This window comes from Streptomyces mexicanus, from assembly GCF_902506575.1.
Classification (GTDB): Bacteria; Actinomycetota; Actinomycetes; order Streptomycetales; family Streptomycetaceae; genus Streptomyces; species Streptomyces mexicanus.
The window spans coordinates 4384936-4398898 of the sequence record NZ_LR732544.1 but is presented as its reverse complement, the minus strand read 5'-3'; the positions used below and the strand labels follow the sequence as shown (position 1 = coordinate 4398898).

Sequence of the window (13963 nt, the reverse complement as noted above, 5' to 3'; positions counted from 1 at the left end):
GCCACCCCGTCCTTCGCCCCCACCAGCGCCCCGCCGCCGCTGGACCCGAAGGACTTCATATCCAGCGCCAAGAAGGACACCGCCCCTCTCGCCCCGGACACGCTCTTCCCGGGCACCCAGCTGACCATGGGCTCCACCGTGTACAAGAAGGGCCCCACGGCGGACACCACCGGCTGCGCCACGGCCGCCCAGGGCACCCTCGGCCCGATCCTCACCGCCGACGGCTGCACCCGCCTGATCCGCGTCACCTACACCAAGGACGGCATCGCGGCCACCGTCGGCGTCGCCGTCTTCGACAGCGAGGCACAGGCCACCAAGGCCAAGCGCCGGGCCGACAAGAAGAGCATCGTCAAGCCGCTCACCGGCGGCGGCGTCAAGCCCTTCTGCGCCGGCGCCGTGTGCCGCTCCACCACCAACTCCTACGGCCGCTACGCCTACTTCACCCTCACCGGCTTCACCAGCGGCAAGGACGTGACCACCAAGGACACCGCGGTGTTCCGCACCGGCGACGACCTCGCCGAGTTCACCTTCCAGCAGATCCGTCGGCGCGGCGAGGCGCAGGCGTCGGCCGCGGCGAACCGGTAGCCGCGTTCCGCCCCGGCGGCGGGCCGCCCAGCGCCCGGAAGCACCAGCCGGCCGCCGTCCAGCGCTCCGCGTCCAGCACGCCCCGCCCGTCCACGATCCGCGGGCGGGCCACCAGCCCCGCCGCCCACACCGGGTCGATCTCGCGGAACTGCCGCCACTCGGTCAGCAGCAGCACCAGCTCGGCGCCCCGCAGCGCCTCCTCGGCCGACAGCGCGTACCCGAGCAGCGGGAACGCCTTGCGCGCGTTGTCCATCGCCTCCGGGTCGTAGACGGTGACGTCGGCGCCCTCCAGCTCCAGGCGCGCGGCCACGTTCAGCGCCGGCGAGTCGCGCACGTCGTCCGAGTCCGGCTTGAACGCGGCGCCGAGCACCGCCACCCGCGCCCCGAGGACCCCGCCGCCGCACAGCTCGCGGGCCAGGTCGACCACCCGGTCCCGGCGCCGCATGTTGATCGCGTCCACCTGGCGCAGAAAGCCCAGGTCGACGCCCAGCTCGGCGGCGCGGTGCGCGAAGGCGCGGATGTCCTTGGGCAGGCAGCCGCCGCCGAACCCGACCCCGGCGCGCAGGTAGGCCCGGCCGATCCGGTCGTCGTGGCCGAGCGCCTCGGCGAGTGCGCGCACGTTCCCGCCCGCGGCCTCGCAGACCTCGGCCATCGCGTTGACGAAGGAGATCTTCGTGGCGAGGAAGGAGTTCGCGGCCGTCTTGACCAGCTCGGCGGTGGCGAAGTCGGTGACCACCAGCGGTGTCCCCGTGGCGAGGACCGGCGCGTACACCGACCGCAGCAGCCGCTCCGCGCGCGCGGTGCGCACCCCGAACACCAGCCGGTCGGGCCGCAGCGTGTCCTGGACGGCGAACCCCTCGCGCAGGAACTCCGGGTTCCACGCGATCTCGACGGGGTGCCGCTCGGCCAGCCGGGCCGCCGTGCCCACCGGCACGGTCGACTTGCCGACCAGCAGGGCGCCCTTGCGGGCGTGCCGGGCGACGGCGGCGAAGGCATCCTCCACGTAGGCGAGGTCCGCGGCGTCGCCGTCCCGGCGCTGCGGCGTGCCCACGCACACGAAGTGCACCTGCCCGAAAGCGCCCGCCTCCTCGTAGGAGGTGGTGAAGCGCAGCCGCCCGCTCGCCGTGTGCCGGGCGAGGATCTCGGCCAGGCGCGGCTCGTGGAACGGGACCCGGCCCGCGCGCAGCGCCGCGACCTTCCCGGCGTCCACGTCGAGACCGATCACCTCGTGTCCCAGCTCCGCCATGCAGGCGGCGTGCGTGGCGCCCAGGTAGCCGGTGCCGATGACGGTGAGCCGCATGGGTCCGCCTTTCTCGCCGCACGGTACTCCTGCCGTACGGCGGCAGGACGGTCCGCCCGCCGGGTTCCCGCCGAGCCGCACTCGTACCGTCACATGCGGTGACCGGCCCCCGCGCGGTGGCTCAGCAGCAGCCCGCGGTCGGCAGCGACCGCTTGTTGCGCGCCTGCCGGCTGCGCTCGGCCAGCAGCTCGTCGGCCGGGTAGCCGACCTCCTCCAGGGTCAGCCCGTGCGGCCGTACGACGTGCACGGCGGAGTCCCGCACCCGCGCGGCCAGCACCTTGCCCGGCCAGTCGGGCGGGCGGTGGCCGTCGCCGACGAACAGCAGCGCCCCGATCAGCGAGCGCACCATGTTGTGGCAGAAGGCGTCGGCGCGGACGGTGGCGGTGATGATCCCGTCCTCGCCGCGCACCAGGCTCAGCTCCTGCAGCGTGCGGATGGTGGTCGCGCCCTCGCGCTTCTTGCAGTACGCGGCGAAGTCGTGCTCGCCGACCAGGTGCCGGGCGGCCTCGTTCATCGCGTCCACGTCCAGCGGCCAGTCGTGCCACAGCACGTGGCCGCGCAGCAGCGGGTCGACACCGCCCGGGTTGTCGGTGACCCGGTACGCGTACCGGCGCCAGATCGCCGAGAAACGGGCGTCGAAGCCGCTCGGGGCCGGGCGCAGGGCCCACACCCGCACGTCCTTGGGCAGCCGCCCGGCGAGCCGCTTGAGCAGCTTCTCGTGGTGCTCGCGCCAGACCTCCTCCGGCAGGTCCACGTGCGCCACCTGGCCGCGCGCGTGCACCCCGGCGTCGGTGCGGCCGGCCACGGTCAGCTCGTACGTCTCCCGCGAGCGGGTGACCGTCCGCAGCGCGTCCTCGATCTCCCCCTGCACGGTCCGCCGGCCGCCGGCCTGCTTGGCCCAGCCGTGGAAGCCGGTGCCGTCGTAGGACAGGTCGAGGCGGATGCGGACGTGCCCGGGCTGTACTTCGTCACTCACAGGGGAATCCTCTCAGCCATGCGAAAGCGGGCCCGCCCCGATGGGGCGGACCCGCTCAGCGCGAGGGCGTGCCTCGGGCTCAGGCGTCCTTCGACTCCTCGGCGGCGGCCTCCTCGGCCGGCGCCTCGGTGGTCTCGGCGGCCTTGGCCTCGTCGGCCTCCTTGACCGCACGCTTGGTGGCGGCCTCGGCCTCACCCACGGCCTTCTGCTGCACCGTCAGCGCCTCGACCAGCTCGATGACCGCCATGGGCGCGTTGTCGCCGCGACGGTTGCCGATCTTGGTGATGCGGGTGTAGCCACCCGGACGGTTCTCGTAGCGCGGGCCGATCTCGGTGAAGAGCGTGTGGACGACGCTCTTGTCCGTGATGACCTGGAGCACCTGACGGCGGTTGTGAAGGTCGCCCTTCTTCGCCTTGGTGATCAGACGCTCGGCGTACGGGCGCAGGCGGCGGGCCTTCGCCTCGGTGGTGGTGATGCGGCCGTGCTCGAACAGCGACTTCGCGAGGTTCGCGAGGAGCAGCTTCTCGTGCGCGGCGCTGCCGCCCAGACGGGCACCCTTGGTGGGCTTCGGCATGGTTCTTCTCCTGTGTGTCTGCCCCGGCCGTATCAGGTACCGGGGTCAGTATCCGAGCGAGCGGTTGCCCGTCGGAGATCCGGGAGCAGCCCCGATGGGGCGCTCCCGGAAAGGGGCGCGGGGAACTGCGCGACCGGCCGCGACCGGTCCGCAGAAGCAGTACGGCCTCCCCGCGGAGCGCTCAGTACTGCTCGGTCTCCACGAAACCCGAGTCCGCGTCGTCGTCGGCGCCGAAGGCGTCGGCGGCGGCGGTCGGGTCGAATCCGGGCGGGCTGTCCTTCAGGGCCAGGCCCATGCCGGCCAGCTTCGCCTTGACCTCGTCGATGGACTTCGCACCGAAGTTGCGGATGTCCAGCAGGTCGGCCTCGGAGCGGGCGACGAGCTCACCCACGGAGTGGATGCCCTCGCGCTTGAGGCAGTTGTAGGAGCGGACGGTCAGCTCCAGCTCCTCGATCGGCAGCGCGAGGTCGGCGGCCAGGGCGGCGTCCGTGGGGGACGGGCCCATGTCGATGCCCTCGGCGTCGATGTTCAGCTCGCGGGCGAGACCGAACAGCTCCACCAGGGTCTTGCCGGCCGACGCCATGGCGTCGCGCGGACGCATGGCCTGCTTGGTCTCGACGTCGACGATCAGCTTGTCGAAGTCGGTGCGCTGCTCGACACGCGTGGCCTCGACCTTGTACGTGACCTTGAGCACCGGCGAGTAGATGGAGTCGACCGGGATACGGCCGATCTCCTGGCCCACCTGCTTGTTCTGCACGGCGGAGACGTAGCCGCGACCGCGCTCGACGGTCAGCTCCATCTCCAGCTTGCCCTTGCCGTTGAGCGTGGCGAGGACCAGGTCGGGGTTGTGCACCTCGACACCGGCGGGCGGCGCGATGTCGGCGGCGGGGGCCAGACCCGGGCCCCGCTTGCGCCGGGACATCACGACCGGCTCGTCGTGCTCCGAGGAGACGACCAGCTGCTTGATGTTGAGGATCAGGTCGGTGACGTCCTCCTTGACGCCCGGCACGGTGGTGAACTCGTGCAGGACGCCGTCGATGCGGATGCTGGTGACAGCAGCGCCGGGGATCGACGACAGGAGGGTGCGGCGCAGGGAGTTGCCGAGGGTGTAGCCGAAGCCCGGCTCCAGCGGCTCGATCACGAACCGGGAGCGGAACTCGTCGACGACCTCTTCGGTCAACGAGGGACGCTGAGCGATCAGCATGTGTGGATCAGATCCTTCAGTCGGGGGCGCCCGCTATATGACGCCCGACTCAAGCCGCACCCGAGATGAAAGGTGCGGGTACTGCAAGGGTACGGGCGGCACGACCCGATGGAGCCGTACCGCCCGAAACCTTCAGCGGGCCGTGCCTCAGACGCGGCGGCGCTTGGGCGGACGGCAGCCGTTGTGCGGGGTGGGGGTGACGTCCTGGATGGAGCCGACCTCGAGGCCCGTGGCCTGCAGGGAGCGGATCGCGGTCTCACGACCGGAGCCCGGACCCTTGACGAACACGTCGACCTTGCGCATGCCGTGCTCCTGGGCGCGGCGGGCGGCCGACTCGGCGGCCATCTGCGCGGCGAACGGCGTGGACTTCCGGGAGCCCTTGAAGCCGACGTGGCCGGCGGAGGCCCAGGAGATCACGTTGCCGCTCGGGTCGGTGATCGAAACGATGGTGTTGTTGAACGTGCTCTTGATGTGCGCGTGGCCGTGAGCGACGTTCTTCTTTTCCTTGCGGCGCACCTTCTTGGCAGCGCCCTGACGTCCCTTGGGGGGCATGTCGAAAACTCCTGTGGGAGGTGGTCGGTCCTACAGCGAAGACCGCTGGACGGTTCAGTCCGCTGCGGACTACTTCTTGCCCGGCTTCTTCTTGCCGGCGATGGCGCGACGCGGGCCCTTGCGGGTACGAGCGTTGGTGCTGGTGCGCTGACCGCGGACGGGCAGACCGCGGCGGTGACGCAGACCCTGGTAGCAGCCGATCTCGACCTTGCGGCGGATGTCGGCCTGGATCTCGCGACGGAGGTCACCCTCGGTCTTGATGTTGTTGTCGACGTACTCGCGGATCGCGACGAGCTGCTCTTCGGTCAGGTCGCGGACGCGGGTGTTCGGGTCGACGCCGGTGGCGGCCAGCGTCTGCTTCGAGAGGGTCCGGCCGATGCCGAACACGTAGGTGAGGGCGACCTCCACGCGCTTTTCGCGCGGGATGTCGACACCGGAAACGCGTGCCATTCAATGGCTCCTGGTGATCTTCGGAGGTCTTCCACAGGACCGACTCCCAGCCGCCGTACCAGGTACGAACTGGGTCCCCGGCCTCCGAACCGGGGGTATCGAGCCTGGGCAGGCTCGGGCCCTGCGTATGAACAATTCAGCTCGCGTCGCGCGAATCTCTGCGAAAGAGGTGCAGAGGGTGCGGTCGGTCGTGCGTCAGCCCTGGCGCTGCTTGTGGCGCGGGTTCTCGCAGATGACCATGACCCGGCCGTGACGGCGGATCACCCTGCACTTGTCGCAGATCTTCTTGACGCTCGGCTTGACCTTCATGGGATGTGAGGTTCTCCGGGTCAGTTGCCGGCGGTCCCGTGCACAGGGAGAGCACGGGACGTGGGCAAGATCTACTTGTACCGGTAGACGATCCGGCCACGCGTCAGGTCGTACGGAGACAGCTCCACCACGACCCGGTCGTCAGGGAGGATGCGGATGTAGTGCATGCGCATCTTGCCGCTGATGTGTGCCAGGACCTGGTGGCCGTTCTGGAGCTCGACCTTGAACATGGCGTTCGGCAGAGACTCGACGACAGTGCCCTCGATCTCGATGGCACCTTGCTTCTTGGCCACGCTTCGCCCTTCGAATCGACTACCTTGATCGACTCTTCTGCCCCTTGTGGGTCATGCGGACATGCGGGTGCACAAGAGCCGACGAGTCAGTCTACGTCGGCGCCCCGCGAAAGGCGAATCGAGGCAGTCTGCCCTATGGGGGAGATCCTTATGCGAGGGGGTCGGGCGCCGTCGTGATGCCGTACTCGGCGAGCTTCGCCTTGCCGCCGTCCGGGGCCGTCAGCACCAGCGGGCCCTGCTCCGTCAGGGCGACGGAGTGCTCCCAGTGGGAGGACCAGGTCCCGTCGGTGGTGATGACCGTCCACTCGTCCTGAAGGACGCGGGTCTTCGGGGTGCCCAGGGAGACCATGGGCTCGATGGCCAGGCAGAAGCCGGGGACCAGCTTGGGGCCCTTGCCGCGGCGGCGGTCGACGTAGTTCAGCAGGTGCGGGTCCATGTGCATCTCGGTCCCGATGCCGTGGCCGCCGTAGTCCTCGATGATGCCGTAGCGGCCGCCGCCCGGCTTGGGCTGGCGGCGGATGTAGGTCTCGATGGCCCGGGAGATGTCGACGAGCCGGTTGCCCTGCTTCATGGCCACGATGCCGGCCCACATGGACTCTTCCGTCACCCGGGACAGCTCGATCAGCTCCGGGGCGTGGCCGGAGCCCACGAACGCGGTGTAGGCGGCGTCGCCGTGCCAGCCGTCGACGATCGCGCCGCAGTCGATGGAGATGATGTCGCCGTCCTTGAGGACGACGTCCTCCGAGGGGATGCCGTGGACGACGACCTCGTTGACGGAGGTGCAGATGGTGGCGGGGAAGCCGCCGTAGCCGAGGAAGTTCGGCTTGGCGTTGTGCTCGGCGAGCACCTTGCGGGCCACCTCGTCCAGGTCCTTGGTGGTGGCCCCGGGCACGGCCGCCTCCCGGGTGGCCGCGTGGATGGCGGCGACGACCAGCCCCGCCTCACGCATCTTGGCGATCTGCTCGGGGGTCTTGATCTGCACCATGGGGGCTACGGCCTTTCTCCGACCGGGACGAGGACTCTCCGGGCTTGAGTCCCCGGAAGAGAGCGGACTCAACCAACGATACGGGGGCCTGCCGGCGCCCCCACAGCACAGCCGCGGTCCCTGTCCCAGGGAACCGCGGCTGCGATGCGACGCACGACGCTACTGGGCGGCGTCCTCACGCTTCAGGGCACCCAGCGCGCGCTGGGTGATCTCCTCCACCGGACCCAGCGAGGAGATCGTCACGACCAGGCCCTGGGCCTTGTAGTAGTCGATGATCGGCTCGGTCTGCGAGTGGTAGACCTCCAGCCGCTTGCGGACGGTGTCCTCGGAGTCGTCGTCGCGCTGGTACAGCTCACCGCCGCAGACGTCGCACACGCCCTCCTGCTTGGGCGGGCTGTAGGTGACGTGGAAGACGTGGCTGGAGTCGTTGCGGCAGATGCGCCGGCCGGCGATCCGCTTGACGACCTCGTCCTCGGGGACCTCCAGGTCCAGCACCGCGTCCAGCTGCATGCTCTCCTCCTGCAGCAGGCGGTCCAGCGCCTCGGCCTGGGAGACGTTGCGCGGGAAGCCGTCCAGCAGGAAGCCGCCCTCGGCGTCGGGCTGCTCCATGCGGTCCTTGGCCATGCCGATGGTGACCTCGTCCGGCACGAGGTTTCCGGCGTCCATGTAGGACTTCGCCAGCTTGCCCAGCTCCGTCTGCCGGCTGATGTTGGCGCGGAACAGGTCGCCGGTGGAGATGTGCGGGATGCGCAGCTTCTCGGCGAGACGCACGGCCTGCGTTCCCTTACCGGCACCCGGCGGGCCGACGAGGACGATTCGCATCAGCGGAGGAACCCTTCGTAATTGCGCTGCTGGAGCTGGCTCTCGATCTGCTTCACCGTCTCGAGGCCCACACCCACGATGATCAGGATGCTGGTGCCGCCGAAGGGGAAGTTCTGGCTTGCGCCGAACCCGACCAACGCCATTGTTGGCACGAGAGCGATCAGACCCAGATACAGCGAACCCGGCCAGGTGATCCGGTTGAGCACGTAGGAGAGGTACTCAGCGGTCGGTCGGCCAGCCCGGATGCCCGGGATGAAGCCACCATACTTCTTCATGTTGTCCGCGACTTCCTCGGGGTTGAACGAGATCGCCACGTAGAAGAACGCGAAGAACACGATGAGCAAGAAGTACAGAGTGATGTAAAGCGGGTGATCGCCCTTGGTCAGGTTCTGCTGGATCCAGGTCTTCCAGCCGGAGTTGCCCCCGGAGAACTGGGCGATGAGCGCCGGGATGTAGAGCAGCGACGACGCGAAGATGACCGGAATCACACCCGCCTGGTTCACCTTGAGCGGGATGTACGTGGACGTACCGCCGTAGGAACGGCGTCCGATCATCCGCTTGGCGTACTGGACCGGGATGCGCCGCTGGGCCTGCTCGACGAAGACGACCAGGCCGACCATGACCAGGCCGACGAGGATGACCGTGCCGAACTCGATCCAGCCGCCGGCGAGGGTGCCCTGCTTCTTGATGGCCCACAGCGCGGACGGGAAGGTCGCGGCGATCGAGATGAACATCAGGATCGACATGCCGTTGCCGATGCCGCGGTCGGTGATCAGCTCACCGAGCCACATGACCACCGCGGTGCCGGCGGTCATGCAGATCACCATCACGATGGTGTTGAAGATCGCCCGGTCCGGCACGATGTTCCCGGCGACCGTGCAGCCGGAGAACAGGGCGCCGCTGCGGGCGGTCGCCACCAGGCCGGTGCCCTGGAGGATGGCGAGCGCGATCGTCAGGTACCGGGTGTACTGGGTGATCTTGGCCGTACCGGCCTGGCCCTCCTTCTTGAGGGCCTCCAGGCGCGGGATCACCACGGTCAGCAGCTGCAGGATGATGCTCGCCGTGATGTACGGCATGATGCCCAGCGCGAAGACCGTGATCTGGAGCAGCGCGCCGCCGCTGAACATGTTGACGAGACCGAACAGCCCCTGGTTGCCGGAGGCCTCGGTCACGCACTGCTGGACGGCCTGGTAGTTGACGCCCGGGATCGGGATGTGGGTACCGACGCGGTACACCACGATGATGCCGAGCGTGAAGAGCAGCTTCTTGCGCAGGTCGGGCGTCCTGAACGCCCGGGCGAAGCCGGTGAGCACGGTGCCTCCTGCGACCCCCGCGCAAGTGCGTCAAGGGTGACGGTCTTGAGGTTCGACGAAAAGAACAGCGCAGGCCACCTTACCGGCGACACTGCCCCCCTTGGAACGACCGACCGGGGATACCTCATTGTGAGGTATCCCCGGTCGGGATGCTTACGTCATCGAGACGACGTCCAAGGGACTCAGACGAGCTCGGTGACGGAACCGCCGGCGGCGGTGATCTTCTCCTTGGCGGAGCCGGAGACGGCGTCGACCGTCACCTGCAGCGCCACGGAGACCTCGCCCTGGCCCAGGACCTTGACGAGGCTGTTCTTGCGCACGGCACCCTTGGCCACCAGGTCCTCGACCGTGACCTCGCCACCCTCGGGGTAGAGCGCGGCCAGCTTGTCGAGGTTGACGACCTGGTACTCCGTCTTGAACGGGTTCTTGAAGCCCTTCAGCTTCGGGAGGCGCATGTGCAGCGGCATCTGGCCGCCCTCGAAGCGCTCCGGAACCTGGTAGCGGGCCTTGGTGCCCTTGGTACCACGACCGGCCGTCTTACCCTTCGACGCCTCACCACGACCGACACGGGTCTTGGCGGTCTTGGCGCCGGGGGCCGGACGGAGGTTGTGGATCTTCAGCGGGTTCTGCTCCGCCATGATCAGTCGACCTCCTCGACCGTCACGAGGTGGCGGACGGTGTGCACCATGCCGCGGAACTCGGGGCGGTCCTCCTTGACGACCACGGTGTTGATCCCCTTGAGACCAAGCGACCGCAGGGTGTCACGGTGGTTCTGCTTGCTGCCGATGTAGGACTTGACCTGCGTGATCTTGAGCTGCGCCATGATTACGCACCCACCCCGGCACGCGCACGGAGAAGAGCCGCGGGGGCGACGTCCTCCAGCGGCAGACCGCGGCGGGCCGCGATCTCCTCGGGACGCTGCAGGCCCTTGAGGGCCTCCACGGTCGCGTGCACGATGTTGATGGCGTTGTCGGAGCCGAGCGACTTCGACAGCACGTCGTGGATACCGGCGCACTCGAGCACGGCACGCACCGGACCACCGGCGATCACACCGGTACCCGGGGACGCGGGCTTCAGCAGCACGACGCCGGCAGCCTTCTCACCCTGGATGGGGTGCGGGATGGTGCCCTGGATCCGGGGGACCTTGAAGAAGTGCTTCTTGGCCTCCTCGACACCCTTGGCGATGGCGGCCGGCACCTCCTTGGCCTTGCCGTACCCGACACCCACGGTGCCGTCACCGTCGCCCACCACGACCAGCGCGGTGAAGCTGAAGCGACGACCACCCTTCACAACCTTGGCGACGCGGTTGATCGCGACGACGCGCTCAACGTACGCGGTCTTCTCGGCGGCAGCAGCGCCGCCGTCACGGCCCTTCCGGTCCCGCCGCTCGCCGCCACCGGCACCGCCACCGCGGCGCTGGGGTCCAGCCATTGGAATTACCTCTCTCTGTTTCCGCTAGCTACGGAACCGTGGCTCAGAACTTGAGCCCGGCCTCGCGGGCGGCGTCCGCCAGGGCCGCGATGCGGCCGGCGTACTGGTTACCACCACGGTCGAACACGACGGCCTCGACACCGGCGGCCTTGGCGCGCTCGGCGACCAGGGCACCGACCTGCTTGGCCTGCGCGGACTTGTCGCCCTCGCCACCGCGGATCGAGCTGTCCAGGGTGGACGCCGACGCCAGGGTGTGGCCCTTGAGGTCGTCGATCACCTGCGCCACGATGTGGCGGTTGGAGCGGGTCACGACCAGACGGGGACGCTCCGCCGTGCCGGAGATCCGCTTGCGGATCCGGATGTGACGGCGCTTGATCGCGGCGCGCTTGTAGGCGTCGCCCTTGAGGATCTTCTGCCCGTATGCCATGGCTTACTTGCCCGCCTTTCCGACCTTGCGGCGGATGACTTCGCCCTCGTACCTGACGCCCTTGGCCTTGTACGGGTCGGGCTTGCGCAGCTTGCGGATGTTGGCCGCGACCTCGCCGACCTTCTGCTTGTCGATGCCCTCGACCGAGAAACGGGTCGGGGTCTCGACCTTGAAGGTGATGCCCTCGGGCGCCTCGACGGTGATCGGGTGGCTGTAGCCGAGCGCGAACTCCAGGTTCGAGCCCTTGGCCGTCACGCGGTAACCGACACCGCTGATCTCGAGCTTCTTCACGTAACCCTGGGTCACGCCGGTGATCATGTTCGCCACCAGCGTGCGGGACAGGCCGTGGAGAGCCTTGTTCTGACGCTCGTCGTTGGGGCGGGTCACCTGCAGGGTGCCGTCCTCGCCCTTGGCGACCTCGATCGGCGACACGACGGTGTGGGTCAGCTCGCCCTTGGGGCCCTTGACCTTGACCGTACGGCCGTCGATGGTGACGTCCACGCCGGCGGGAACCGCGATGGGGAGCTTGCCGATGCGCGACATAGCTGTTTCCTCCGTTCCCTTCCGTTACCAGACGTAGGCGAGGACTTCCCCACCCACGCCCTTCTTGCCGGCCTGCTTGTCGGTGAGGAGACCGTGCGACGTGGAGATGATCGCCACGCCCAGGCCGCCGAGCACCTTCGGCAGGTTGGTGGACTTCGCGTACACCCGGAGACCGGGCTTGGAGATCCGCTTGATGCCCGCGATGGAGCGCTCACGGTTCGGGCCGTACTTCAGCTCAAGGACGAGGTTCTTGCCGACCTCGGCGTCCTCGGTCCTCCAGCCCGTGATGAAGCCCTCCTGCTGGAGGATCTCCGCGATGTGCGACTTGATCTTCGAGTGCGGCATGGTCACGGTGTCGTGGTATGCCGAGTTCGCGTTCCGCAGACGCGTGAGCATGTCTGCGATCGGATCAGTCATGGTCATGAATTGGCCTTCGGCCTCTCTCGCCGGGGTTTCCTGGTGCGCCATCCCTCTCCCCGATCCGAGACGGGACGGGTGCGGCGCGGTGGACCTACGGCGTAGTAAGTCGTACGGGCGGCGGCAGGCGCCCAACCCCACAAGCCTAAGCCATGGGAGCTGGGCGTCTGACCGCCCTGTCTGCTTACCGAGAGCCTGGGGAATCCCTGATCTAGGGGATTACCAGGAGCTCTTGGTCACGCCCGGCAGCTCGCCGCGGTGAGCCATCTCACGAAGGCACACGCGGCACAGGCCGAACTTGCGGTACACGGAGTGGGGACGGCCGCAGCGCTGGCAGCGGGTGTACGCACGCACACCGAACTTCGGCTTGCGAGCGGCCTTTGCGATGAGAGCCTTCTTCGCCATCTCGCTCACGCCTCCTTGAACGGGAAGCCGAGGTGACGGAGAAGGGCGCGGCCCTCTTCGTCGTTGGTCGCCGTGGTGACCACGGTGATGTCCATACCCCGGACACGGTCGATCTTGTCCTGGTCGATCTCGTGGAACATGACCTGCTCCGTGAGACCGAACGTGTAGTTGCCACGGCCGTCGAACTGCTTGGGGGACAGGCCGCGGAAGTCGCGGATGCGCGGCAGCGCGAGCGACAGGGTGCGGTCCAGGAACTCCCACATGCGGTCGCCACGGAGCGTGACGTGGGCACCGATCGGCTGACCCTCACGCAGCTTGAACTGCGCGATGGACTTGCGGGCCTTGGTGACGGCCGGCTTCTGACCGGTGATCGTGGCGAGGTCGCGCACGGCGCCCTCGATCAGCTTGGAGTCGCGGGCGGCGTCGCCCACACCCATGTTGACCACGATCTTGACCAGACCGGGAACCTGCATGACGTTCTCGTACTTGAACTCGTCACGCAGCTTCTGGACGATCTCGCCCTTGTACTTCTGCTTCAGACGCGGGGTTGCGGTGGTGGTCGTCATCAGATGTCCTCACCCGTCCGCTTGGCAACGCGGATCTTGTTGCCGTTCTCGTCGAAGCGGTAACCGACGCGGGTCACGACCTTCTTGCCGTCCTTCTCCACGACCAGCTGGACGTTGGAGACGTGGATCGGCGCCTCGGTGGTGACGATGCCGCCGGCCTGGGAGCCGCTGGCGGTCGGGCCGGCCTTGGTGTGCTTCTTGACCCGGTTGACACCCTCGACCAGGACACGCTCCTCGCGCGGGTAAGCGGCAATGACCTTGCCCTGCTTGCCCTTGTCCTTGCCGGTGATGACCTGGACCAGGTCGCCCTTCTTGATCTTCATGCTCACAGCACCTCCGGCGCGAGGGAGATGATCTTCATGAACTTCTTCTCGCGCAGCTCACGGCCGACCGGGCCGAAGATACGGGTGCCACGAGGGTCGCCGTCGTTCTTGAGGATGACGGCGGCGTTCTCGTCGAAGCGGATGTACGAGCCGTCCGGACGGCGGCGCTCCTTGACGGTGCGAACGATGACCGCCTTGACGACGTCACCCTTCTTCACGTTGCCACCGGGGATCGCGTCCTTGACGGTGGCGACGATGACGTCACCGATGCCCGCGTAGCGGCGACCGGAGCCGCCGAGCACACGGATGCAAAGGATCTCCTTCGCACCAGTGTTGTCGGCGACACGCAGTCGCGACTCCTGCTGGATCACGTCTATCTCCTGATCGTCTGCCGGTTCCCCGGGGGCCGCTCATGCCGAGCGGTCCCCCGGAGCCTGGCGGAACTGACCTGCGGGGTCTGCCCGCAGGCGTATCTATTGGAATTCGCT

Annotated in this window: 22 protein-coding genes; 1 reads left to right on the top strand and 21 read right to left on the bottom strand. The window is 68.4% G+C overall.

Going from position 1 to position 13963, the window contains the following annotated elements; translation table 11 throughout:
• On the top strand, positions 1-585 hold a 585-nt coding region (locus GV126_RS19765; protein WP_159668561.1), incomplete at its 5' end, for a hypothetical protein.
• Here the strand turns inward: GV126_RS19765 and GV126_RS19760 are convergent.
• The 21 genes from GV126_RS19760 to rplN all read right to left on the bottom strand — a co-directional run bounded on the left by GV126_RS19760 (position 524) and on the right by rplN (position 13846).
• Entirely contained in the window at positions 524-1885 is a 1362-nt protein-coding gene (locus tag GV126_RS19760; protein ID WP_159668558.1) for a UDP-glucose dehydrogenase family protein, read from the bottom strand. The two genes, GV126_RS19765 and GV126_RS19760, sit on opposite strands and share 62 nt — an antisense overlap.
• 121 nt (positions 1886-2006) lie before the next feature.
• Entirely contained in the window at positions 2007-2861 is an 855-nt protein-coding gene (gene truA, locus GV126_RS19755; protein ID WP_159668555.1) for a tRNA pseudouridine(38-40) synthase TruA, read from the bottom strand.
• Between the two features lie 79 nt (positions 2862-2940).
• Positions 2941-3435: a 50S ribosomal protein L17 gene (gene rplQ / locus GV126_RS19750; protein WP_028420757.1), complete on the bottom strand. Its 495-nt coding sequence runs from the start codon at positions 3433-3435 to the stop codon at positions 2941-2943.
• Positions 3436-3616: 181 nt separating this feature from the next.
• Positions 3617-4639 (bottom strand): DNA-directed RNA polymerase subunit alpha, encoded by a 1023-nt coding sequence (locus tag GV126_RS19745; RefSeq protein WP_159668552.1) that lies wholly within the window; start codon positions 4637-4639, stop codon positions 3617-3619.
• Positions 4640-4786: 147 nt separating this feature from the next.
• Positions 4787-5191 (bottom strand): 30S ribosomal protein S11, encoded by a 405-nt coding sequence (gene rpsK, locus GV126_RS19740; RefSeq protein ID WP_003956432.1) that lies wholly within the window; start codon positions 5189-5191, stop codon positions 4787-4789.
• A gap of 69 nt (positions 5192-5260) precedes the next feature.
• On the bottom strand, positions 5261-5641 hold the full coding sequence (gene rpsM, locus GV126_RS19735) for a 30S ribosomal protein S13 (protein ID WP_159668549.1): 381 nt from the start codon (positions 5639-5641) through the stop codon (positions 5261-5263).
• A gap of 195 nt (positions 5642-5836) precedes the next feature.
• Positions 5837-5950: a 50S ribosomal protein L36 gene (rpmJ, locus tag GV126_RS19730; RefSeq protein WP_003998809.1), complete on the bottom strand. Its 114-nt coding sequence runs from the start codon at positions 5948-5950 to the stop codon at positions 5837-5839.
• A gap of 71 nt (positions 5951-6021) precedes the next feature.
• The gene (gene infA / locus GV126_RS19725; protein ID WP_003948620.1) at positions 6022-6243 is read right to left on the bottom strand and encodes a translation initiation factor IF-1; all 222 of its coding nucleotides are present in this window, start codon (positions 6241-6243) and stop codon (positions 6022-6024) included.
• A gap of 148 nt (positions 6244-6391) precedes the next feature.
• Positions 6392-7228, bottom strand: a complete 837-nt coding sequence (map, locus tag GV126_RS19720; RefSeq protein WP_159668546.1) for a type I methionyl aminopeptidase — start codon at positions 7226-7228, stop codon at positions 6392-6394.
• Positions 7229-7387: 159 nt separating this feature from the next.
• Positions 7388-8050: an adenylate kinase gene (locus GV126_RS19715; protein WP_028420761.1), complete on the bottom strand. Its 663-nt coding sequence runs from the start codon at positions 8048-8050 to the stop codon at positions 7388-7390.
• Positions 8050-9363, bottom strand: a complete 1314-nt coding sequence (gene secY / locus GV126_RS19710) for a preprotein translocase subunit SecY (protein ID WP_159668543.1) — start codon at positions 9361-9363, stop codon at positions 8050-8052. The genes GV126_RS19715 and secY overlap by 1 nt, the downstream gene beginning before the upstream one ends.
• 182 nt (positions 9364-9545) lie before the next feature.
• A complete protein-coding gene (rplO, locus tag GV126_RS19705; protein WP_018564817.1) occupies positions 9546-10001 on the bottom strand; it encodes a 50S ribosomal protein L15 in 456 nt (151 codons plus the stop codon).
• A gap of 2 nt (positions 10002-10003) precedes the next feature.
• Positions 10004-10186 carry a 50S ribosomal protein L30 gene (gene rpmD, locus GV126_RS19700; RefSeq protein WP_003998814.1) on the bottom strand — a complete coding sequence of 61 codons (183 nt, stop codon included), beginning with the start codon at positions 10184-10186 and terminating at the stop codon, positions 10004-10006.
• A gap of 2 nt (positions 10187-10188) precedes the next feature.
• Positions 10189-10794 (bottom strand): 30S ribosomal protein S5, encoded by a 606-nt coding sequence (gene rpsE, locus GV126_RS19695; RefSeq protein ID WP_003998815.1) that lies wholly within the window; start codon positions 10792-10794, stop codon positions 10189-10191.
• A gap of 43 nt (positions 10795-10837) precedes the next feature.
• The gene (gene rplR / locus GV126_RS19690; protein WP_028420764.1) at positions 10838-11221 is read right to left on the bottom strand and encodes a 50S ribosomal protein L18; all 384 of its coding nucleotides are present in this window, start codon (positions 11219-11221) and stop codon (positions 10838-10840) included.
• Positions 11222-11224: 3 nt separating this feature from the next.
• The gene (rplF, locus tag GV126_RS19685; protein WP_159668541.1) at positions 11225-11764 is read right to left on the bottom strand and encodes a 50S ribosomal protein L6; all 540 of its coding nucleotides are present in this window, start codon (positions 11762-11764) and stop codon (positions 11225-11227) included.
• Positions 11765-11788: 24 nt separating this feature from the next.
• Positions 11789-12187, bottom strand: coding sequence for a 30S ribosomal protein S8 (gene rpsH / locus GV126_RS19680; RefSeq protein WP_028420766.1), 399 nt, complete (start codon positions 12185-12187; stop codon positions 11789-11791).
• 213 nt (positions 12188-12400) lie between these two features.
• Positions 12401-12586, bottom strand: coding sequence for a type Z 30S ribosomal protein S14 (locus GV126_RS19675; protein ID WP_003956452.1), 186 nt, complete (start codon positions 12584-12586; stop codon positions 12401-12403).
• Between the two features lie 5 nt (positions 12587-12591).
• Positions 12592-13152 carry a 50S ribosomal protein L5 gene (gene rplE / locus GV126_RS19670; RefSeq protein WP_028420767.1) on the bottom strand — a complete coding sequence of 187 codons (561 nt, stop codon included), beginning with the start codon at positions 13150-13152 and terminating at the stop codon, positions 12592-12594.
• On the bottom strand, positions 13152-13475 hold the full coding sequence (gene rplX, locus GV126_RS19665; RefSeq protein ID WP_028420768.1) for a 50S ribosomal protein L24: 324 nt from the start codon (positions 13473-13475) through the stop codon (positions 13152-13154). The genes rplE and rplX overlap by 1 nt, the downstream gene beginning before the upstream one ends.
• 2 nt (positions 13476-13477) lie before the next feature.
• The gene (gene rplN, locus GV126_RS19660) at positions 13478-13846 is read right to left on the bottom strand and encodes a 50S ribosomal protein L14 (RefSeq protein ID WP_003998823.1); all 369 of its coding nucleotides are present in this window, start codon (positions 13844-13846) and stop codon (positions 13478-13480) included.
• Positions 13847-13963: the final 117 nt, after the last annotated feature.